Genomic DNA, 19,092 nt, shown 5'->3' on the forward strand with positions numbered 1-19,092 from the left:
ATAAGAAATTAGCGGGTGCCGTAGACGACGATGGTTTTACCGTGTGCGGAGATCAGGTTCTGATCTTCCAGCATTTTCAGGATACGACCCACGGTTTCGCGTGAGCAACCCACGATCTGACCAATCTCCTGACGGGTTATTTTGATTTGCATCCCGTCGGGGTGCGTCATCGCATCGGGTTGTTTCGCCAGATTAAGCAGTGTTTGCGCGATACGGCCCGTCACATCGAGGAAGGCAAGGTTGCCCACTTTCTCGGAGGTGACTTGCAGACGACGCGCCATCTGCGACGAAAGTCGCATTAAAATATCCGGGTTTACCTGAATCAGCTGACGGAATTTTTTGTAAGAAATTTCAGCCACTTCGCAGGCAGTCTTAGCACGTACCCAGGCACTACGTTCCTGGCCTTCTTCAAACAGGCCGAGTTCGCCGATGAAGTCTCCCTGATTGAGGTAGGAGAGGATCATCTCTTTGCCTTCTTCATCTTTGATCAGAACCGCAACGGAACCTTTCACGATGTAGTACAGCGTTTCCGCTTTCTCACCCTGATGGATGAGCGTGCTTTTGGACGGATATTTGTGAATATGGCAATGGGACAGGAACCATTCGAGTGTAGGGTCTGTTTGCGGTTTGCCGAGAACCATTCGCTATTATCCTCTGTTGTAATCGTGCCCAAAATACAGGGGGCAGTTTTCCCTGTCAGGCGGTGTAATCGTAGAGCGCTTCCAGTAAAGGAAAATTATTTCCGGGTGATTCTTAAGCTACGCTTTTGATTCTTCCCGCCTTCGTCTGTGATGACGAAAATATTTTCAGCACTGTTTGTAGCACAGCTTTTGCAAGCTGTCTTCTGTTGTCTCGCTTCAGCAACAGGCGGAAGAGTCTGGATTGCTGTTTATCAAGTGAAAGCGTACTCTGGCGGCAAAACCGCCACTTCAGGAGAAAGAATAATGCAGGCACGAGTGAAATGGGTGGAAGGGCTGACCTTTCTCGGAGAATCCTCATCTGGCCATCAGGTATTAATGGACGGTAACTCGGGTGACAAAGCGCCAAGCCCGATGGAGATGGTTTTGATGGCAGCAGGCGGCTGTAGCGCGATTGACGTGGTATCGATCCTGCAGAAAGGCCGAAATGATGTGGCTGACTGCGAGGTGAAACTCACCTCCGAGCGCCGTGAAGAAGCGCCACGTATTTTTACGCACATCAACCTGCATTTTATCGTTAGCGGCACCGCGCTAAGCGATAAAGCAGTGGCGCGGGCTGTCGATCTGTCGGCGGAGAAGTATTGCTCGGTGGCGATCATGCTCGGCAATAGTGTGAAAATGACGCACAGTTACGAAGTGATTGAGCGATAACATAAGCGGGCGGCCAAACGGCCGCCGCTACAGAATTTCTGGATTATTCAATCCGTTTACCTTCAATCAGCCGCTGCACCAGTGGCGTCATGATTAACTCCATTGCCAGCCCCATTTTGCCGCCCGGCACCACTAGCGTGTTCATATGTGAAATGAACGAGCCCTGGATCATCGCCAGCAGGTAAGGGTAAGCAATGCCTTCCAGCCCACGGAAGTGAATTACCACAAAACTTTCATCGAGTGACGGAATTTCACGTGCGGCAAAGGGGTTTGACGTATCCACCGTTGGCACACGCTGGAAGTTGATGTGGGTGCGCGAGAACTGCGGCGTGATGAAGTTGATATAATCCTCCATCGAACGCACCACTGAATCCATCACCGCTTCACGGGAATGGCCGCGCTCACTGGTGTCGCGCACCAGCTTTTGAATCCACTCCAGATTGACAATCGGCACCACGCCGACCAGCAAATCGACATGCTCGGCGACGTTGTGCTGCTGTGTTACCACGCCACCGTGTAATCCTTCATAGAACAGCACGTCAGTGTTTTCCGGCAGCGGCTGCCAGGGCGTAAAGGTGCCCGGCACCTGATTCCACGGCACCGCTTCGTCGTAGGTGTGCAGATATTTGCGCGACTCACCCAACCCGGTTTTTCCGTAATGCTTAAACGTCTGTTCCAGCAGCCCGAAGTCATTGGCTTCCGGGCCGAAGTAACTGATATGGCGGCCCAGATCGCGTGCCTTACGGATCGCCATATCCATTTCTGGACGGGTATATCGGTGAAAACTGTCACCTTCCAATTCCGCAGCATGCAGATCCAGCTGCTGGAAAATCTTACGGAAGGCGAGGCTGGTGGTGGTGGTACCGGCACCGCTGGAACCGGTCACGGCAATGATTGGATGCCTGGCTGACATAACAGAACTCCCTGTGAAGTCGGGCGATGAGCATTGTTACCACGAATTACTGTGCGGTGCATTAACCGCGAAACTCGCCTTTCGGCATAATGTTGACGGATTCATGCAGTTCCGACCACACCAGCACAACGTCTCCGCGCTCCAGTTGGCGGCGCACGTCGGCGACTTTCTGTTCCAGGCTGCGCTCCTGCTCACCATAGTCGGTACCTTCGCGCAGCACGAAAGTTTCAATCAGGTTTTCCAGTGTTGCGACTTCAAGTTCTTGCCAGGGAATAATCACGATCACACATCCAGATAGGTTGAAAGCCAGTCAGGCACACGCTGTTCCAGCCACATTTTCGGCTTCATTAACGTACCGCCAACAAAGCCAACGTGACCGCCTTTTTGCGTCAGCTGATATTCAATCGAAGGCGACAGTTGCTCCGGCTGCGGGATCACCGCATCGGTCATAAAGGGATCGTCTTTGGCATGGATGATCAGCAGCGGCTTGCGCACGCCCGTGAGCAGCGGCATAGCGCTGGCACGTTGATAATAGTCGTTGGCATCCAGAAAACCGTGCGCCCGTGCAGTAATCGCATCATCAAACTCACGAATACGGCGAAATGCCCGCAGCTGGCTCAGTTCCACCGGCAGTGTGCCAGGCCAGGCCAGCAGTTTGCGCGTGGCGTTCTGTTTCAGCTTGGTCAGTAAATAGTGCTGATAGAAACGAGAGAAGCCGGCATCGAGCTTTTCACTGCAGGGTTCGAGCGCAAAGGGTGCCGAAATCGCGACGGCTGCATCCACAGGCACATCATTGCCCTGCATGCCCAATAAATAGGCCAGCATATTGCCACCGAGTGAAACGCCCACTGCTGCCGTTGGCACCGTGCCCCATTCGCGCTGCAGCCAGTGTAAGAAAAAGGTCGCATCTTCGGTTTCACCGGAATGATAAATGCGTTCCAGGCGATTAGGTTCGCCACTGCAGCCACGAAAGTGCATCACCACCGCCAGCCAGCCCCGCGCCTGACACGCTTGCATCAGACCATGGGCGTATGGGCTACGAAAGCTTCCTTCCAGGCCATGAAACATCACCATACGCGGCTTGTGGCGCGCCTGCGCGGGGTCTTCGCTCCAGGCGAGATCAACAAAATCGCCGTCAGGCAGATCAAGTCGCTGCCAGTGCGGACGCAGGGTTACGCGCCGACGCAGTATGCGCGGCAGCAGGGTTTGCAGATGCGCGTTACTGAATCCGCGCAGCGGAGTGAATCGCTCGCCGTTCAGGCGATCAAAATAGCTTGGGTAAAGGCTTGTCTGATGCATAACTCGCTGATAGCTTCGATGGGTTGTCCGCTTTACTGGGTGAGGAGCACCCGAATTTACATGGAACTGAGTCTTTTTTTATCAATGTTGGGTTTTCTTTGGGTCGCTGCCATCACGCCAGGGCCCAATAATATGTTACTTACCGCCTCAGGTGCTAATTTTGGCTTCCTGCGCACCATCCCGCTGCTCATTGGTATCATGATTGGTATGCAAGTCATGTTGCTGATGGTGGCATTTGGCATCGGCGGTTTGATCCTGCTTTATCCTTCACTGCATCTGGTGCTGAAGATTGCCGGTAGTCTCTATCTGTTGTGGCTGGCGTGGAAAATTGCTACCGCAGAGTACGAGAAGCTGGAAACCGAAGACGCCACGGTGAAACAGATGCCGTTCTGGCAGGGTGGTCTGTTACAGCTGATCAACCCAAAAGCCTGGCTGATGGCGTTGGGCGCGGTGGCCAGCTTCAGCCTTGCAGGCGACGCGTATCTGCATTCCGTGATTGCGATCAGTATCGGCATGGCGCTGGTTAATGTGGTATCCGGTGTTATCTGGATGGGATTTGGTTCGCTGATTGGCCGATTGTTGCGCAGCCCGCGTGCGTGGAAAATCTTCAACCTGGCGATGGGTGCGCTCACGGCAGCCTGTGTACTGCTGATCTGGCGTTGAGTTAACTGGAGGCGCGTTCAACGCGCTTCCAGGGTAACACTTCACGCACCACTTCACTGTGCGGCTGGCGGATGCGGTTCAATAACAGCTGAACACTGCGTGCACCCAGTCGATTCATCGGTTGTTCGATGGTGGTCAGTGGTGGATTGAGGCTGCTGGTGAAGGGAATGCCATCGAATCCTACTACCGCCAAATCCTCTGGTACCCGCAATCCCGCTTCCAGCGCTGCATGGATCACGCCAACCGCCAGCACATCAGAAACCGCAAACACGGCGTCTGGTCGCTCCGGTAGCGCCAGCAGTTCACGCAGTGCGGCACTGCCCGCTTCACACGAAATGTTTTCCGCGTAAGCCACGCCACCCCAACTCAGTTCCAACTGCTCCAGCGCTTCGCGATAACCCGTTTCGCGCTGATGTGAATAGAGATAGCGCATATCACAATTCACCAGCGCGATACGTCGGCGGCCTTTGTTGGCCAGATAACGCACCGTTTCAAATGCGGCTTCTTTATTATCAATGGTGACACTAGAAGCGGGAATGGCTGGATCGTATTCGGCGCATTGCACCCAGGGGGCGTCACCAATCAAATCTTTTAACTGCTGCAAACAGGCGGCGGCATCCATAGTGATCACACCGTCAACCACTTTACCGCTTAATAACGCCAGATAAGCGGCTTCGCGCGGCAGCTGCGAGGCCGAATTGCACAACAGGATGTGATAACCCTGCGCTTCGGCTTCAGCTTCAATGCCTTGTACCACGCGTGAGCAGAAGGGATTAGTGATGTCTGATATTAACACCAGCAACATATGACTCTGGGCAGTACGCAGCTGGCGAGCCAGCAGATTGGGCTGATAGTCACAGTGATTGATGGCCGCCAATACTTTTTCTCGCGTATCTGTTCGCACGCCGGGATGCTGGTTCAACACCCGAGAAACCGTGGCTTTAGACACGCCAGCAAGACGGGCAACTTTTTCAATCGACATGGATTTCAGTACCGCCAGTAGAGGTGAAAAATCAGAAGCCTATCAATAGCACAGTCGTTATGTGAGCGCGTGACATATTTCCGTCTTTACGCGTTCTTTGCATTTGCATATTTCGCATATCCTTGCCCAATGTTGATCTAAGAACAGATTTTCATTAGGGATAATTTTTAATTCCTTTATGAAATTATAGCCGCTGGAGAAACTGCCATCACGACATAACATTGGGGTGAACGATGATGGCAGTAAAAAAAACAATAACGGCAGTGGCGGCAGCATTGGCCCTGATGGCGTTTCAGGCACAGGCGGTGAATGTCACCGTGGCATATCAAACCTCGGCGGAACCGGCCAAAGTGGCGCAGGCCGATAACACCTTTGCCAAAGAGAGTGGCGCGACGGTGGATTGGCGCAAGTTTGATAGCGGTGCCAGCGTGCTGCGGGCATTGGCTTCCGGTGATGTGCAAATCGGTAATATCGGGTCCAGCCCGTTAGCCGTGGCGGCAACACAGCAGTTGCCCATCGAAGCTTTCTTACTGGCATCACAGCTTGGCAATTCCGAAGCGCTGGTGGTGAAGAAATCCATCACCCGTCCCAAGGATCTGATTGGCAAACGCATCGCCGTGCCTTTCATCTCCACCACCCATTACAGCCTGCTGTCAGCGCTCAAGCATTGGGGCATCAAGCCGTCGCAGGTGCAGTTAGTGAATCTGCAACCGCCTGCCATTATTGCGGCGTGGAAACGCGGTGATATTGACGGCGCGTACGTCTGGTCACCGGCGGTTAACGAGCTGGAAAAGGATGGCACGGTGTTAACCGACTCTTCTCAGGTGGGCAAATGGGGATCGCCAACGCTGGATGTGTGGGTGGTGCGCAAAGATTTCGCCCAGCAGCATCCTGAAATCGTCACTGCCTTTGCGCGCAGCGCGATTGAGGCACAGCAAGCCTACATTGCTAATCCAGAACAGTGGCTGAAGCAGCCCGACAATCTCAGCAAACTGGCGCGCCTGAGTGGCGTACCGGAAAGCGATGTGCCGGTGCTGGTCAAAGGCAATACCTACCTGACCGCACAGCAGCAGGTGGAACAGCTGGGCAAGCCAGTGAACAAAGCCATTGTTGATACCGCGCACTTCCTGAAAGAGCAGGGCAAAGTGCCGGACGCGGCTAATGATTACAGCAGCTTTGTCACCACGCAATTTGTTGCACCTTTAGCGAAATAACGGAGGCGCTATGCTCAGCATCACCAACCTGAATGCACGTTACGCCGGACAACCGGCGCTGCAGGATATCAATCTGCAGCTGGATCAACGCGACCTGCTGGTGGTGCTGGGACCGTCTGGCTGTGGCAAAACCACCTTGCTGAACTTGATCGCCGGATTCCTGCCGCTGGAGTCAGGCAGTATCACGCTTGATGGTAAAGCGGTAAATGGACCGGGCGCAGAACGCGGCGTGGTGTTTCAGAATGAAGGGCTACTGCCGTGGCGTAACGTGATCGATAACGTGGCGTTTGGCTTGCAGCTGGCGGGAATGGACAAGGCTGAACGCCACACCATTGCTCGCCGTTTAATCCGCAAAGTCGGACTGGAAGGGGCAGAAAAGCGTTATATCTGGCAGCTCTCTGGGGGTCAACGTCAGCGCGTGGGGATTGCGCGTGCGCTGGCGGCTGATCCTCAGTTGCTGCTTTTAGATGAGCCATTTGGTGCGCTGGATGCCTTTACACGCGAACAGATGCAAACCCTGCTGCTGACGCTGTGGCGCGATACCGGCAAACAAATTCTGCTGATTACCCACGATATTGAAGAAGCGGTGTTTCTTGCCAGCGAACTGGTGCTGTTGTCACCGGGACCCGGCCGTGTGGTGGAGCGTATCAAACTCGATTTTGGTCAGCGGTTCGCTGCCGGTGAAGCGTGCCGCAGTATTAAATCCGACCCGGCCTTTATCGAGCGCCGTGAATATGTGCTGAATCAGGTCTTTTCTCAGCGGGAGGCGTTTGTATGAGTGCGGTGATTGATGAGAAAACCCAGACTCGCCGACGCACACTGCGCTGGCCGTTTTCCCCCCAGTTTTCATTGAGTCTACTGAGTGTCGCGTTGTTGCTGCTGGTGTGGTGGGGCGTCACAACGCTGGGTTTGGTGGCCCCTCTGTTTCTGCCGCCGCCACAGCAGGTGCTGCAAAAGCTGCTGCTGATTGCCAGCCCGCAAGGCTTTATGGATGCCACGTTATGGCAGCACCTGGGCGCCAGCCTGACGCGCATGCTGGTGGCGCTGTTCTTTGCCGCGCTGATTGGCATTCCCGTCGGCATTGCGATGGGCCTAAGCCCGGCGATTCGGGGGCTGCTCGATCCACTGATTGAACTCTATCGCCCGGTGCCGCCGCTCGCTTATTTGCCGCTGATGGTGATTTGGTTTGGTATCGGTGAGACCTCAAAAATTTTACTGATATATCTGGCGATCTTCGCGCCGGTGACGCTCTCGACGTTGGCGGGTGTGAAAAATGCTCAGCAGGTACGGATTCGCGCGGCACAAGCATTGGGCGCGTCGCGCTGGCAGCTGCTGCGCTTTGTCATCTTGCCGGGCGCCTTGCCGGAAATTCTCACGGGTTTGCGCATTGGCCTTGGCGTCGGCTGGTCAACGCTGGTGGCTGCCGAACTGATTGCCGCCACACGCGGACTGGGATTCATGGTGCAGTCAGCGGGCGAGTTCCTTGCCACTGATGTGGTACTGGCCGGAATCGCCGTGATTGCCTTGATCGCTTTTAGCTTAGAACTGGGTCTGCGCGCTTTGCAGCGCCGATTAACGCCCTGGAATGGAGAACAGCAATGAACGAACGTATCACTTTTACCGCGCTGGGCCCGCATATCGGTGCGCAGGTTAGCGATCTTGATCTCAGCCGCCCGTTAAGCGACGCGCAGTTTGAGCAGCTTTATCATGGCTTGTTACGCCATCAGGTGTTGTTTCTGCGTAATCAGGTGATCACACCGGAACAGCATCGCGCTCTGGCGATCCGCTTCGGTGATCTGCACATCCATCCGGTGTATCCGCATGCCGAGGGGGTGGAAGAAATTATCGTGCTGGATACCCATCAGGATAATCCACCGGACAACGATAACTGGCACACCGATGTGACCTTTATTCAAACGCCGCCAGCGATTGCGATTTTAGCGTCGAAGCTGCTGCCGGACAGCGGTGGCGACACGCTGTGGTCCACGGGGATTGCGGCTTATGAAGCGCTGTCCGAGCCTTTCAAGCAGCTACTGAGTGGCTTACAGGCAGAACACGATTTCAAGAAGTCATTCCAGGAATACAAATACCGTAAGACTGAAGAGGAACATCAACGCTGGCAACAGGCCGTGGCGAAGCATCCGCCGGTGCACCATCCCGTCATTCGCACGCACCCGGTGAGCGGGCGTAAGGCGCTGTTTGTGAATGAAGGCTTTACGACGCGTTTACTGGGATTGCGTGAGAAGGAGAGCGAAGCACTGCTGAATTTCCTGTTCTGGCACACGGCAAAACCGGAGTTTCAGGTGCGCTGGCGCTGGCAGGAGAATGATGTGGCTATTTGGGATAACCGCGTCACGCAGCATTATGCCAATGCGGATTATTATCCGGCGCGTAGAGTGATGCATCGTGCAACCGTGCTGGGTGATGTGCCGTTCTAACTGGCTGATTCATATCCGTAGCGGCACTATTTATCGCGCGCGTCTAAAAAAAATGCGCAATAAATTGCGCCGCTACGAAGTGTGCAAACATCCAGACAAGCGCACAAGATACAGCGATGAGAATCTAAACAGGACAGGAAAGCCCCGCCCGAAGAGCAAAGCGTCCGCCACATGGATGTGGCGGTCGATCAGCATGGATGCGTGATCCCTTTGCGATCGGGCGGGGCTTTTCTGGCCCTTACACCAAACCCGGCAGCAACATAAACAGCAACACAATTTACCAGGTTCGCAAAATGCTAACCCTACAGAATCAACCTAGCGGCTAGCCCGCCAGCATCTGCTCCAGCTGTTCTTGCGCATCCAGCCAGGCCATTTCAACGTCTTCCAGCGCCGATTTGCTTTCAGCCTGGCGTTGCAGCGCCGAAGTGAGGTCCGCTTTACGACTCTGATGGTAAATCGCACTGTCTGACAGCATCGCTTCCGCTTCGCTCAGTTGGCTCTGCCACTTTGCCATCTGCTTCTCTAACTTCTCGATCTCTTTACGCAACGGCTGGGTTTGCGCACGCAGTTCGGCATCGCGGCGTTTCTGATCTTTACGAGACTGGGCGCTGTTGGCGTTATCCTGCTTCGGTGCCGCATCCTGCTGGGCTTGCTGCTTTTGCAGATCGCTCAACCACTGCTGGTAATCATCGAGATCGCCTTCAAACACATCGACTTTGCGGTCATGCACCAGATAGAGATCGTCGGTGGTGGATCGTAGTAAATGACGGTCATGCGAAACCACAACCAGCGCGCCTTCGAAATCAATCAGCGCTTCGGTCAATGCCTGACGCATGTCGAGATCGAGGTGGTTAGTCGGTTCATCGAGTAGCAGCAGATTTGGACGTTGCCAGACGATCAGTGCCAGCACCAGCCGCGCTTTTTCACCGCCGGAGAAACGTTCGGTGATTTCACTGACTTTATCCCCCTGGAAACCGAAGCCGCCGAGATAATCACGTAGCTGTTGTTCCAGCGTTTGTGGCGCAATGCGGGCCAGATGCTGCAATGGCGATTCATCGGCGCGCAGGTATTCAAGTTGATGCTGAGCGAAGTAGCCAAGCTTGATGCCTTTTGCCAGGCCAACTTTGCCATCCAGCGCTTCAATCTCACCAGCCAGCAGTTTGATCAGCGTTGATTTACCCGCACCGTTACGGCCGAGCAAACCGATGCGTGAGCCCGGCACCAGATTCAGTTTGATGGCATCAAGAATGATGCGTTCGCCATAACCCGCCGTGACTTTCTCCATTTTCAGTAATGGATTGGGCAGGCTTTCTGGTGCGCGGAAGCTGAAGCTGAACGGGTTATCGACGTGAGCCGGCGCAATTAACTCCATGCGCTCCAGCATCTTGATACGGCTCTGCGCCTGTTTGGCTTTAGTGGCCTGGGCGCGGAAGCGATCAATATACTTTTGCAGGTGCTGTACTTTTTCCTGCTGGCTCTGGAACAGCGCCTGCTGCTGCGCCAGTTTGGCGACACGCTGGCGCTCGAACGAGCTGTAGTTGCCGGTGTATTCGAACATCGTCTGCTGTTCGATATGAATGATTTTATCCACCACCGGATCAAGGAAGTCACGGTCATGCGAGATGAGGATCAGCGTGCCTTCATAGCTTTTTAACCAGCGCTCAAGCCAGATAACGGCGTCAAGATCGAGGTGGTTAGTCGGTTCATCAAGCAGCAGCAGATCGGAGCGGCACACCAGCGCTTGCGCAAGGTTAAGGCGCATACGCCAGCCGCCGGAGAAATCACTCACCGGCCGCATTAATTGTTCCTGGCTAAAGCCCAATCCGTGCAGCAGGCTGGAGGCGCGAGCATGTATGCTCCACGCCTGAATCGCATCCAGCTTGCCATGCAGCAGGGCGATGGCGTTGCCGTCATCCCTGGCGTTGGCATCAGCTAATTCGGATTCAAGCTGACGATATTCGCGGTCGCCGTCGATAACATATTCCAGCGCGGCTTTACTGAGAGCCGGGGTTTCCTGGTTCACCCATGCCAGCGCCCAGTTACCTGGGAAAGTGAAATTGCCTGCATCACTGCTAATTTCGCCCTTCAGTAGCGACAGCAGCGTGGATTTTCCACAGCCGTTCTTACCCACCAAACCGACTTTTTGGCCGGGATTAATGGTGGCTGTTGCGTTGTCCAGCAGCACGTTGGTGCCGCGGCGTATTTGTAATGCGGAAAAGACAATCATAAGCGCCGTATCGTCAGAATATGTTAATTTATCGGCAACATAATTCAATAATGGTTAGTTGCGTCGAGCATGGTAGCGGAATTCCGCTGCGGTGACGACGCTTTGGAGGGGAACGATGTCGCAGCCACCCAAAATTTTGCTGCTTTACGCCCATCCGGAAACACAGGATTCGATTGCTAATCGGGTTTTGCTGCAGTCGGCTATGGAACTGGACCACGTCACGGTGCACGATTTATACGCCCACTATCCGGACTTTTTTATTGATATTCATTACGAGCAGCAGTTGTTGCGCGAACACCAAATCATTGTTTTCCAGCACCCGCTATACACCTATAGCTGCCCGGCTTTGCTGAAAGAGTGGCTGGATCGCGTGTTGTCGCGCGGGTTTGCCAGCGGTCAGGACGGGAATGCGCTGGAGGGCAAGTACTGGCGCAGCGTGGTGACCACCGGAGAACCAGAAACCGCGTACCACCACAATGGTCTGAATCGTTATCCGATGAGCGACATCATGCGTCCGTTTGAGCTGACGGCGCAGATGTGTCGTATGCACTGGATGACGCCGATGGTGATCTACTGGGCGCGCCGCCAGACGCCGGAAGTGATGCGCAATTATGCGCGCGCCTACCGTGACTGGCTCTCGTCACCGTTGCCGCAGGGAGTGATGTGATGGAAGGTCAAACGTTACTCACCGCCGGAGTGATTTATCTGGTGGCTGCTGTGGTTGTGGTGCCGATTGCGGCACGACTTGGCATTGGTGCCGTACTGGGTTATCTGCTGGCCGGCATTGCCATCGGCCCGTGGGGGCTAGGCTTTATCAGCGACGTTGATGAGATTCTGCACTTCTCCGAACTCGGCGTGGTGTTCCTGATGTTCATCATCGGACTGGAGTTGAATCCCGCCAAGCTCTGGGCGTTAAGACGTTCAATCTTTGGCGTGGGCGCTGCGCAGGTATTGGTTTCTGCGGCGATTCTTGGTGTGCTGTTGTGGCTAACCAACTTTAGCTGGCAGGCCGCGACTATCGGCGGGATTGGCCTGGCCATGTCCTCCACGGCCATGGCACTGCAATTGATGCGCGATAAAGGCATGAATCGTAGCGAAGCGGGACAGCTCGGCTTCTCAGTGCTCCTCTTCCAGGATTTGGCTGTCATCCCCGCATTAGCACTTGTGCCCTTGCTGGCCGGTGGGGACAGCGGTCATGTTGACTGGCTGAAAGTGGGTATGAAGGTGCTGGCGTTTGCCGGCATGCTGGTGGGTGGCCGTTATCTGCTGCGTCCGATTTTCCGCTTTATCGCCGCTTCCGGTGTGCGTGAAGTGTTCACGGCGGCTTCATTATTACTGGTGCTGGGCTCGGCGCTGTTTATGGATATGCTAGGGCTGTCGATGGCCCTCGGCACCTTTATCGCCGGGATCCTGCTGGCCGAGAGTGAATATCGGCACGAGCTTGAAGTGGCGATCGAACCCTTCAAAGGGTTGCTGCTCGGGCTGTTCTTTATTTCCGTCGGCATGGCGCTGAATTTGGGCGTGCTCTATACCCATATCGCGGAAATTATCCTTGGCGTAGTGATTCTGGTGGCGGTGAAAACGCTGGTGCTCTATGTGCTGGGCCGTATTTATGGCTTACGCAGTTCCGAGCGCCTGCAGTTTGCCGGGGTGCTTAGCCAGGGCGGTGAATTTGCTTTTGTGCTGTTTTCGGCGGCCTCGTCGGCCAAACTGTTTAGCGGCGATCAATTACCCCTGTTGCTGGTGACGGTGACGCTGTCGATGATGACTACACCGCTGTTGATGCAGGGTGTAGATAAAATTCTCGCACGTCGGTTCAATGAGCCCGATGATGACAATGAGAAGCCGTTTGTCGAAGATGATCAGCCGCAGGTGATTGTGGTGGGCTTTGGTCGTTTTGGTCAGGTGGTGGGTCGCTTGCTGATGGCTAACAATAAGCGTATTACGGTGCTGGAGCGTGACATCTCGGCTGTCAGCCTGATGCGCAAATATGGCTATAAGGTTTACTATGGCGATGCCACTGAGCTTGAGTTACTGCGTGCTGCCGGTGCGGAGAATGCACAATCCATTGTGATTACCTGCAATGATCCGGAAGATTCGATGTCCATCGTTCACCTTTGCCAGCAGCACTTCCCGCAGTTGGAAATCCTGGCGCGTGCGCGTGGCCGTGTGGAAGCCCATGAGTTACTGCAAGCGGGCGTCACGCTGTTCTCGCGTGAAACCTTCTCCAGTGCGCTGGAACTGGGGCGCAAGACGCTAATTTCACTCGGCATGCATCCGCATCAGGCGCAACGTGCGCAACAGCACTTCCGTCGACTCGATATGCGCATGCTGCGTGAGCTGGTGCCAAGCCACGATGATAACGCGCAGGCCTCACGCGTGCGTGAAGCTCGCCGTGAGTTAGAAGACATCTTCCAGCGCGAAATGCAGCATGAAAAGCGCCAGATCGACGGTTGGGATGACGAGTAGGACTACACTTAACATATCCGTTGCTTAATAGCGGGCAGGAAAGAGTATGCGTAAACGTTTTATTGCTGGTGCGGTATGTCCGCAATGTCAGGAAAAAGACACGCTGGCGTTATGGCGTGAAAACAATGTCGAAGTGGTGGAGTGCGTGCAGTGCGGCCATCAAATGCGTGAAGCGGATAAACAAGTTCGCGATAAGGTGCGCAGCAATGAGCAAGTGATCGGCATTTTTCATCCTGAGTAGCGGAATGGCGCAGCTTTTTTTAAGCTTAAACTTACAGCGGGATTGAATTCCGCTACAATCGGCGCCATTAACGCTGAGCAGTATGCAGCAACACATTTGTTGGCATCCTCAGTCTTGAACCTTTCTGGTTGGTTATTGCACGCAAAATAGACCAATGAGACGGGATCTCAGTTCTCAACGGTTAGGAGATATCATGAAAGTAGCAAAAGACCTGGTGGTGAGCCTGGCGTATCAGGTTCGTACCGAAGACGGTGTGTTGGTTGACGAGTCACCGGTGAGTGCGCCGTTGGACTATCTGCACGGTCATGGTTCCCTGATTTCTGGTCTGGAAAAAGCGCTGGAAAATCACGCGGTTGGCGATAAGTTTGATGTGCATATTCCGGCAAACGACGCTTACGGTCAGTACGATGACAACCTGGTGCAGCGTGTACCAAAAGACGTGTTCATGGGCGTCGACGAACTGCAGGTTGGCATGCGCTTCCTGGCAGAAACCGATCAGGGTCCAGTGCCGGTTGAAATCACCGAAGTGGAAGACGAGCACGTTGTGGTTGATGGTAACCACATGCTGGCGGGTCAGAACCTGAACTTCAACGTGGAAGTGGTAGCGATCCGTGAAGCAACGGAAGAAGAAATCGCTCACGGCCATGTGCATGGCGCGGATGGTCATCATCATGACCACGATCACGACCATGGTCACGATCACGGCCAGGGAGGTTGTGGTACTGGCGGTTGCGGCTGCAGCCACTAAGTTCTTCATTGAACAACAAAAGGCCACCTCCGGGTGGCCTTTTGCTTTAATAGTGCGGTGGTGGCGTCTCTTCGGACTGCGAAGCAATCGGTGAGGGTGTCGCTGCTTTCACTTTATCCACTAATAAACGTACCTGTTCGCGCATACGACTCATCTCTAGTTCGTGTTGAGTCACCGTCAGATTGAGCTGATCGATGGTATGCTCCTGAAATGCCAGTTTGCTCTCCAGCGCCTCAAGGCGTTGTTCCCACTCTTCATGCTGCATCATCTCTTCTCCTGTCACGGTGCTGCGCCTGGCGCGTATCGGGCGTGATTCTACGGCCTTTAGCGCCAGAATCACCCGATTTTTAACCATTATGGGGCTTTGCGGTTGAAATCAGCGCTAATGCCTTCATCTCTGGTGAAACTTCCTGATGCAAAAAAGGTCGGATGTTAAGCGGGTAATTACGTTGTGGGAGTGTTCGCCGCTGCCACGTAAAGTTATAGTGTGGGCCACTGTCCGCAATGATTCCCGAGGTTTAGATGCTTCGGTTTTGGAGAAAGGATGAAATCACTGTTTAAAGTCACATTGTTAGCTACCACCATGGCCATTGCGCTGAATGCACCGCTGGCAATGGCAGCTGAAACCGCTGCGGCTCCGGCTGACGCTGCTCAGGCAGCACCGCAGGCACCGAAAAATGCTGCCTTCAAAAACGAAGACCAGCAGTCAGCTTATGCGCTGGGTGCCTCTTTGGGTCGCTACATGGACAACTCTCTGAAGGAACAAGAGAAGCTGGGCATCAAACTGGACAAAGATCAGCTGATCGCAGGTGTTCAGGATGCATTCGGTGGCAAGAGCAAACTGTCTGATCAAGAGATCGAGCAGACACTGCAAGCCTTCGAAGGCCGCGTGAAAGGCGCTGCACAGGCGAAGATGGAAAAAGACGCGAAAGAGAACTCTGACAAGGGTGCCGCTTACGCTGATAAATTCGCCAAAGAAAAAGGCGTGAAGAAAACTGAATCTGGCTTGCTGTATCAGGTTGAGAAAGAAGGCACCGGTGACGCGCCTAAAGACAGCGACACCGTCGTCGTGAACTATAAAGGTACGCTGATTGACGGTACCGAGTTCGATAACTCTTACACCCGTGGCGAGCCACTGTCATTCCGTCTCGACGGCGTGATCCCAGGCTGGACCGAAGGTCTGAAGCACGTGAAGAAAGGCGGCAAGATCAAGCTGGTGATCCCACCGAACCTGGCTTACGGCAAAAATGGCGTTCCGGGCATTCCGGCCAACTCAACGCTGGTATTTGATGTTGAGCTGCTGGATATCAAGCCAGCGCCAAAAGCGGATGAGAAAGCACAGGCTCCGGCCACTGCTGATAAGAAAGCGCAGTAATCTGCTTGCGCTTCTGACGCCGCCTCCGGGCGGCGTTTTTATTTGTCCGCCAGACTTGAGATTCGCTGGCTGTACTCGCAATACTCAGGGCTGAACGAACATGCCGCCTTGCAGCAACCCAAATTGTTTAGGGGAATGAGTAAAGCTCTGGCTAAACATCCCGACATTTGCCAGACTAGCGCCTGCACAACTATCACAATATGAGTCTGCCCCAAAGCTGTCGAGACAGGCTCCAGCCATTTAGGGTAATGTCTTCGATGTCTAATCCATTCAATCCCGGTGAACTGACTGACTTCGATTTACTGGAGCAACGTCCGTTCGAGCAAGCCGATTACGATATTCTCAAATCTTACGAAGCCGTCGTTGATGGCCTCGCGATGCTGATCGGCTCGCACTGCGAAATCGTGCTGCATTCACTGGAAGATTTGAAATGCTCCGCCGTGCGCATCGCCAACGGTGAACATACCGGCCGTAAAGTGGGCTCGCCGATTACCGATTTGGCATTGCGCATGCTGCATGATATGCATGGCGCAGACAGCAATGTGTCCCGTGCTTACTTCACGCGCGCCAAAAGCGGTGTGCTGATGAAATCTGTCACCATTGCGATTCGCAATCGTCAGCAGCGAGTGATTGGCCTGCTGTGTATCAACATGAACCTTGATGTGCCGTTCTCGCAGATTATGTCGACCTTTATGCCGCCGGAGATGCAGCAGGTGGATTCCAACGTCAACTTTGCCAGCTCAGTCGAAGACCTGGTGATGCAAACGCTGGAATTTACCATTGAGGAAGTGAGTAACGACCGCAACGTCTCGAACAACGCCAAGAATCGCCAGATTGTGCTCAACCTGTATGAGAAGGGCATTTTTGATATCAAGGATGCGATTAACCAGGTCGCTGACCGTCTCAATATTTCTAAGCACACGGTTTACCTCTACATCCGTCAGTTCAAAAGCGGTGACTTCCAGGGGCAGGATCGCTAATGCGCTATACCTTGCTGGTGACGGGGCCGGCGTACGGTACGCAGCATGCCAGTAGTGCATTGCTGTTTGCTCGTGCGTTGCTCAAAGCAGGGCATCAGCTGGAAAGTGTTTTCTTTTATAGAGAAGGCGTGCTGAATGCCAACCAGCTTAGTGCACCTGCCAGCGATGAAGTGGATGTGGTGCGCGCATGGCAACAACTGCGCGAAGAGAGCGGTGCCGCGCTGAATATTTGCGTGGCTGCCGCATTGCGCCGTGGCGTGACGGATGAACAGGAAGCCACTCGCTTGCAACTGGCAGGCAGTAATTTGCAGCCTGGTTTTGAACTGAGCGGCTTAGGTGCGCTGGCAGAAGCCGCGTTGAGCTGTGATCGTCTGGTGCAATTCTGATGAATCGCGTGGCATTTCTTTTCACTCAGGCACCTCACGGCAGCAGCGCGGGCAGGGAAGGGCTGGATGCGGTGCTGGCTACTGGCGCGCTCAGCGAAGACATTGGACTGTTCTTTATTGGCGATGGCGTGCTGCAACTGCAACGCGAACAGCAGCCTGAGCAGATTTTGGCTCGCAACTATATCGCGACGTTTGGCGTGCTCGATCTCTACGACATCGACCAGTGTTTCGTCTGCCGCGAGTCACTTGATGCGCGCGGGCAAAGCCTGACGGCTGAACGTGTGATGACGGCTGAAGTGCTGGATGCCGCGACACTGCGCCAGACACTCGCCACTTATCATCGAATCCTTCGTTTCTGAGAATCCAACATGCTCTACACGCTGCTGCAATCACCCTGGCAATGCGATATCGATAGCCTGTTACTGCTGATGCAGGAGGGCGACGATTTGCTGCTAATGCAGGATGGCGTCACGGCGGCGCTTGAGGGCAGCCAGATGTTCATCAAGCTGCAAGCCTCTCCGGCCGCGCTTTGGGTCCTTGAGGAAGATGTGGTCGCGCGTGGGTTGGTTGAGCAAATTTCGACCAAAGTAGCACGTTTGGACTATACTGGTTTCGTTGCGATGACGGTGAAGCACCAACAACAAGTGGCCTGGTAGCAAGGAAAACCTGGTTATTTCTTGACACCCTTTTGACACAGCCCTAAAATTCTGCCTCCTCGTAGTAATACGAGGCGATTTATTACGTGTTTACGAAGCAAAAAGCTAAATCCCAGGAGCTATTTAATGGCAACAGTTAACCAGCTGGTTCGCAAACCACGCGTACGCAAAGTTGCAAAGAGCAACGTGCCTGCGCTGGAAGCTTGCCCGCAGAAACGTGGTGTTTGTACTCGTGTGTACACCACTACCCCTAAAAAACCAAACTCAGCACTGCGTAAAGTTTGCCGTGTGCGTTTGACTAACGGTTTTGAAGTTACCTCCTACATCGGCGGTGAAGGTCATAACCTCCAGGAACACTCAGTGATCCTGATCCGTGGCGGTCGTGTTAAAGACTTGCCAGGTGTGCGTTACCACACCGTTCGCGGCGCGCTTGACTGCTCAGGTGTTAAAGACCGTAAGCAGTCACGCTCCAAGTACGGCGTGAAGAAGCCAAAGGCTTAATGGTTCTCCGTTAAGTAAGGCCAAACATTTTCACTTTAATGTCAAAATAAACTCGTAGAGTTTTGGACAATCCTGAATTAACAACGGAGTATTTCCATGCCACGTCGTCGCGTCATTGGTCAGCGTAAAATCCTGCCAGATCCTAAGTTCGGATCAGAATTGCTGGCTAAATTTGTAAACATCCTGATGGTAGATGGTAAAAAATCTACTGCAGAATCTATCGTCTATACCGCACTTGATACCCTGGCTCAACGTGCAGGTAAAGATGGTCTGGAAGCTTTCGAAGTTGCTCTCGAAAACGTACGTCCGACTGTAGAAGTTAAGTCACGTCGCGTTGGTGGTTCAACCTACCAGGTTCCAGTTGAAGTCCGTCCGGTTCGTCGTAATGCTCTGGCAATGCGTTGGATCGTTGAAGCTGCTCGTAAACGCGGTGATAAATCAATGGCTCTTCGCCTGGCGAACGAACTTTCTGACGCTGCAGAGAACAAAGGTACTGCAGTTAAGAAACGTGAAGACGTTCACCGTATGGCTGAAGCCAACAAGGCGTTCGCACACTACCGCTGGTAACAGCCACGTAGTTGTTATTAACCCAGCGGGCGTCCCAGTGGCTTACCTGCTGGGCTTTTTTAACTTAGAACGTCTCAGAATCAG

At 53.9% G+C, this 19,092-nt stretch carries 24 protein-coding genes; 17 read left to right on the forward strand and 7 right to left on the reverse strand.

Annotated features, from left to right (window positions below):
- Positions 1-8: 8 nt before the first annotated feature.
- Positions 9-641 carry a cAMP-activated global transcriptional regulator CRP gene (gene crp, locus LH22_RS03885; RefSeq protein WP_000242758.1) on the reverse strand — a complete coding sequence of 211 codons (633 nt, stop codon included), beginning with the start codon at positions 639-641 and terminating at the stop codon, positions 9-11.
- Positions 642-944: 303 nt separating this feature from the next.
- Here crp and LH22_RS03890 point away from each other — a divergent pair, with 303 nt between their 5' ends.
- Positions 945-1,349: an OsmC family protein gene (locus LH22_RS03890; RefSeq protein ID WP_038644303.1), complete on the forward strand. Its 405-nt coding sequence runs from the start codon at positions 945-947 to the stop codon at positions 1,347-1,349.
- Positions 1,350-1,392: 43 nt separating this feature from the next.
- Here the strand turns inward: LH22_RS03890 and LH22_RS03895 are convergent, their stop codons facing one another.
- The 3 genes from LH22_RS03895 to LH22_RS03905 form a co-directional block, all read right to left on the reverse strand.
- Positions 1,393-2,262, reverse strand: coding sequence for a phosphoribulokinase (locus LH22_RS03895; RefSeq protein ID WP_038644305.1), 870 nt, complete (start codon positions 2,260-2,262; stop codon positions 1,393-1,395).
- A gap of 61 nt (positions 2,263-2,323) precedes the next feature.
- Positions 2,324-2,542 carry a YheU family protein gene (locus LH22_RS03900; protein ID WP_034820041.1) on the reverse strand — a complete coding sequence of 73 codons (219 nt, stop codon included), beginning with the start codon at positions 2,540-2,542 and terminating at the stop codon, positions 2,324-2,326.
- A gap of 2 nt (positions 2,543-2,544) precedes the next feature.
- Positions 2,545-3,561 carry a hydrolase gene (locus LH22_RS03905; RefSeq protein WP_038644307.1) on the reverse strand — a complete coding sequence of 339 codons (1,017 nt, stop codon included), beginning with the start codon at positions 3,559-3,561 and terminating at the stop codon, positions 2,545-2,547.
- Positions 3,562-3,621: 60 nt separating this feature from the next.
- On the opposite strand from LH22_RS03905, the gene LH22_RS03910 reads away from it, so the two are divergent.
- Entirely contained in the window at positions 3,622-4,224 is a 603-nt protein-coding gene (locus LH22_RS03910; RefSeq protein WP_038644309.1) for a LysE family translocator, read from the forward strand.
- Position 4,225: 1 nt separating this feature from the next.
- On the opposite strand, the gene LH22_RS03915 is transcribed toward LH22_RS03910, so the two are convergent.
- Positions 4,226-5,206, reverse strand: coding sequence for a LacI family DNA-binding transcriptional regulator (locus LH22_RS03915; RefSeq protein ID WP_038644310.1), 981 nt, complete (start codon positions 5,204-5,206; stop codon positions 4,226-4,228).
- Between the two features lie 233 nt (positions 5,207-5,439).
- Here LH22_RS03915 and tauA point away from each other — a divergent pair, with 233 nt between their 5' ends.
- Genes tauA through tauD form a run of 4 tightly spaced genes read left to right on the forward strand, consistent with a single transcriptional unit; the run spans position 5,440 to position 8,858 of the window.
- The gene (gene tauA, locus LH22_RS03920; protein WP_038644312.1) at positions 5,440-6,420 is read left to right on the forward strand and encodes a taurine ABC transporter substrate-binding protein; all 981 of its coding nucleotides are present in this window, start codon (positions 5,440-5,442) and stop codon (positions 6,418-6,420) included.
- Positions 6,421-6,430: 10 nt separating this feature from the next.
- A complete protein-coding gene (gene tauB / locus LH22_RS03925; RefSeq protein ID WP_038644313.1) occupies positions 6,431-7,198 on the forward strand; it encodes a taurine ABC transporter ATP-binding subunit in 768 nt (255 codons plus the stop codon).
- Positions 7,195-8,022, forward strand: a complete 828-nt coding sequence (gene tauC, locus LH22_RS03930; protein ID WP_038644315.1) for a taurine ABC transporter permease TauC — start codon at positions 7,195-7,197, stop codon at positions 8,020-8,022. Before tauB ends, tauC begins: the two co-directional genes overlap by 4 nt.
- Positions 8,019-8,858, forward strand: a complete 840-nt coding sequence (tauD, locus tag LH22_RS03935; protein WP_038644316.1) for a taurine dioxygenase — start codon at positions 8,019-8,021, stop codon at positions 8,856-8,858. The genes tauC and tauD overlap by 4 nt, the downstream gene beginning before the upstream one ends.
- Before the next feature lie 322 nt (positions 8,859-9,180).
- Here the strand turns inward: tauD and LH22_RS03940 are convergent, their stop codons facing one another.
- The gene (locus LH22_RS03940) at positions 9,181-11,085 is read right to left on the reverse strand and encodes an ABC transporter ATP-binding protein (protein ID WP_038644318.1); all 1,905 of its coding nucleotides are present in this window, start codon (positions 11,083-11,085) and stop codon (positions 9,181-9,183) included.
- Positions 11,086-11,200: 115 nt separating this feature from the next.
- Here LH22_RS03940 and kefG point away from each other — a divergent pair, with 115 nt between their 5' ends.
- The 4 genes from kefG (at position 11,201) to slyD (ending at position 14,543) form a co-directional block, all read left to right on the forward strand.
- Entirely contained in the window at positions 11,201-11,752 is a 552-nt protein-coding gene (gene kefG / locus LH22_RS03945; protein WP_034830789.1) for a glutathione-regulated potassium-efflux system ancillary protein KefG, read from the forward strand.
- Entirely contained in the window at positions 11,752-13,554 is a 1,803-nt protein-coding gene (kefB, locus tag LH22_RS03950; protein WP_038644319.1) for a glutathione-regulated potassium-efflux system protein KefB, read from the forward strand. Before kefG ends, kefB begins: the two co-directional genes overlap by 1 nt.
- Positions 13,555-13,600: 46 nt before the next feature.
- Positions 13,601-13,795: a YheV family putative zinc ribbon protein gene (locus LH22_RS03955; RefSeq protein WP_034830784.1), complete on the forward strand. Its 195-nt coding sequence runs from the start codon at positions 13,601-13,603 to the stop codon at positions 13,793-13,795.
- Positions 13,796-13,988: 193 nt separating this feature from the next.
- Positions 13,989-14,543 (forward strand): peptidylprolyl isomerase, encoded by a 555-nt coding sequence (slyD, locus tag LH22_RS03960; RefSeq protein ID WP_034830781.1) that lies wholly within the window; start codon positions 13,989-13,991, stop codon positions 14,541-14,543.
- Between the two features lie 46 nt (positions 14,544-14,589).
- Here the strand turns inward: slyD and LH22_RS03965 are convergent, their stop codons facing one another.
- Positions 14,590-14,808 (reverse strand): SlyX family protein, encoded by a 219-nt coding sequence (locus LH22_RS03965; protein WP_034830802.1) that lies wholly within the window; start codon positions 14,806-14,808, stop codon positions 14,590-14,592.
- Between the two features lie 279 nt (positions 14,809-15,087).
- On the opposite strand from LH22_RS03965, the gene fkpA reads away from it, so the two are divergent.
- The 7 genes from fkpA to rpsG all read left to right on the forward strand — a co-directional run bounded on the left by fkpA (position 15,088) and on the right by rpsG (position 19,008).
- Positions 15,088-15,918, forward strand: a complete 831-nt coding sequence (fkpA, locus tag LH22_RS03970) for an FKBP-type peptidyl-prolyl cis-trans isomerase (protein ID WP_038644320.1) — start codon at positions 15,088-15,090, stop codon at positions 15,916-15,918.
- A 257-nt stretch (positions 15,919-16,175) separates the two neighbouring features.
- The gene (locus LH22_RS03975; RefSeq protein ID WP_034830776.1) at positions 16,176-16,898 is read left to right on the forward strand and encodes a helix-turn-helix transcriptional regulator; all 723 of its coding nucleotides are present in this window, start codon (positions 16,176-16,178) and stop codon (positions 16,896-16,898) included.
- Positions 16,898-17,284: a sulfurtransferase complex subunit TusD gene (gene tusD, locus LH22_RS03980; RefSeq protein WP_038644322.1), complete on the forward strand. Its 387-nt coding sequence runs from the start codon at positions 16,898-16,900 to the stop codon at positions 17,282-17,284. Before LH22_RS03975 ends, tusD begins: the two co-directional genes overlap by 1 nt.
- Entirely contained in the window at positions 17,284-17,643 is a 360-nt protein-coding gene (tusC, locus tag LH22_RS03985; RefSeq protein WP_038644324.1) for a sulfurtransferase complex subunit TusC, read from the forward strand. Before tusD ends, tusC begins: the two co-directional genes overlap by 1 nt.
- A gap of 9 nt (positions 17,644-17,652) precedes the next feature.
- On the forward strand, positions 17,653-17,940 hold the full coding sequence (gene tusB / locus LH22_RS03990; protein WP_034830769.1) for a sulfurtransferase complex subunit TusB: 288 nt from the start codon (positions 17,653-17,655) through the stop codon (positions 17,938-17,940).
- Positions 17,941-18,066: 126 nt separating this feature from the next.
- On the forward strand, positions 18,067-18,441 hold the full coding sequence (rpsL, locus tag LH22_RS03995) for a 30S ribosomal protein S12 (protein ID WP_006120575.1): 375 nt from the start codon (positions 18,067-18,069) through the stop codon (positions 18,439-18,441).
- A gap of 96 nt (positions 18,442-18,537) precedes the next feature.
- Entirely contained in the window at positions 18,538-19,008 is a 471-nt protein-coding gene (rpsG, locus tag LH22_RS04000; protein WP_007886246.1) for a 30S ribosomal protein S7, read from the forward strand.
- The last annotated feature ends 84 nt before the right edge of the window (positions 19,009-19,092 follow it).

The sequence above is a fragment of the Pantoea rwandensis genome, from assembly GCF_000759475.1.
Classification (GTDB): domain Bacteria; phylum Pseudomonadota; class Gammaproteobacteria; order Enterobacterales; family Enterobacteriaceae; genus Pantoea; species Pantoea rwandensis_B.

Coding starts and splice junctions, on each gene's coding strand:
- kefB (WP_038644319.1), top strand. CDS start 11,752: ATGGAAGGTCAAACGTTACTCACCGCCGGAGTGATTTATCTGGTGGCT.
- tauB (WP_038644313.1), top strand. CDS start 6,431: ATGCTCAGCATCACCAACCTGAATGCACGTTACGCCGGACAACCGGCG.
- rpsL (WP_006120575.1), top strand. CDS start 18,067: ATGGCAACAGTTAACCAGCTGGTTCGCAAACCACGCGTACGCAAAGTT.
- tauC (WP_038644315.1), top strand. CDS start 7,195: ATGAGTGCGGTGATTGATGAGAAAACCCAGACTCGCCGACGCACACTG.
- LH22_RS03905 (WP_038644307.1), bottom strand. CDS start 3,561: ATGCATCAGACAAGCCTTTACCCAAGCTATTTTGATCGCCTGAACGGC.
- LH22_RS03965 (WP_034830802.1), bottom strand. CDS start 14,808: ATGCAGCATGAAGAGTGGGAACAACGCCTTGAGGCGCTGGAGAGCAAA.
- LH22_RS03955 (WP_034830784.1), top strand. CDS start 13,601: ATGCGTAAACGTTTTATTGCTGGTGCGGTATGTCCGCAATGTCAGGAA.
- slyD (WP_034830781.1), top strand. CDS start 13,989: ATGAAAGTAGCAAAAGACCTGGTGGTGAGCCTGGCGTATCAGGTTCGT.
- LH22_RS03895 (WP_038644305.1), bottom strand. CDS start 2,262: ATGTCAGCCAGGCATCCAATCATTGCCGTGACCGGTTCCAGCGGTGCC.
- LH22_RS03940 (WP_038644318.1), bottom strand. CDS start 11,085: ATGATTGTCTTTTCCGCATTACAAATACGCCGCGGCACCAACGTGCTG.
- tusD (WP_038644322.1), top strand. CDS start 16,898: ATGCGCTATACCTTGCTGGTGACGGGGCCGGCGTACGGTACGCAGCAT.
- tusB (WP_034830769.1), top strand. CDS start 17,653: ATGCTCTACACGCTGCTGCAATCACCCTGGCAATGCGATATCGATAGC.
- fkpA (WP_038644320.1), top strand. CDS start 15,088: ATGAAATCACTGTTTAAAGTCACATTGTTAGCTACCACCATGGCCATT.
- tauD (WP_038644316.1), top strand. CDS start 8,019: ATGAACGAACGTATCACTTTTACCGCGCTGGGCCCGCATATCGGTGCG.
- kefG (WP_034830789.1), top strand. CDS start 11,201: ATGTCGCAGCCACCCAAAATTTTGCTGCTTTACGCCCATCCGGAAACA.
- LH22_RS03910 (WP_038644309.1), top strand. CDS start 3,622: ATGGAACTGAGTCTTTTTTTATCAATGTTGGGTTTTCTTTGGGTCGCT.
- rpsG (WP_007886246.1), top strand. CDS start 18,538: ATGCCACGTCGTCGCGTCATTGGTCAGCGTAAAATCCTGCCAGATCCT.
- LH22_RS03915 (WP_038644310.1), bottom strand. CDS start 5,206: ATGTCGATTGAAAAAGTTGCCCGTCTTGCTGGCGTGTCTAAAGCCACG.
- LH22_RS03890 (WP_038644303.1), top strand. CDS start 945: ATGCAGGCACGAGTGAAATGGGTGGAAGGGCTGACCTTTCTCGGAGAA.
- crp (WP_000242758.1), bottom strand. CDS start 641: ATGGTTCTCGGCAAACCGCAAACAGACCCTACACTCGAATGGTTCCTG.
- tusC (WP_038644324.1), top strand. CDS start 17,284: ATGAATCGCGTGGCATTTCTTTTCACTCAGGCACCTCACGGCAGCAGC.
- tauA (WP_038644312.1), top strand. CDS start 5,440: ATGATGGCAGTAAAAAAAACAATAACGGCAGTGGCGGCAGCATTGGCC.
- LH22_RS03975 (WP_034830776.1), top strand. CDS start 16,176: ATGTCTAATCCATTCAATCCCGGTGAACTGACTGACTTCGATTTACTG.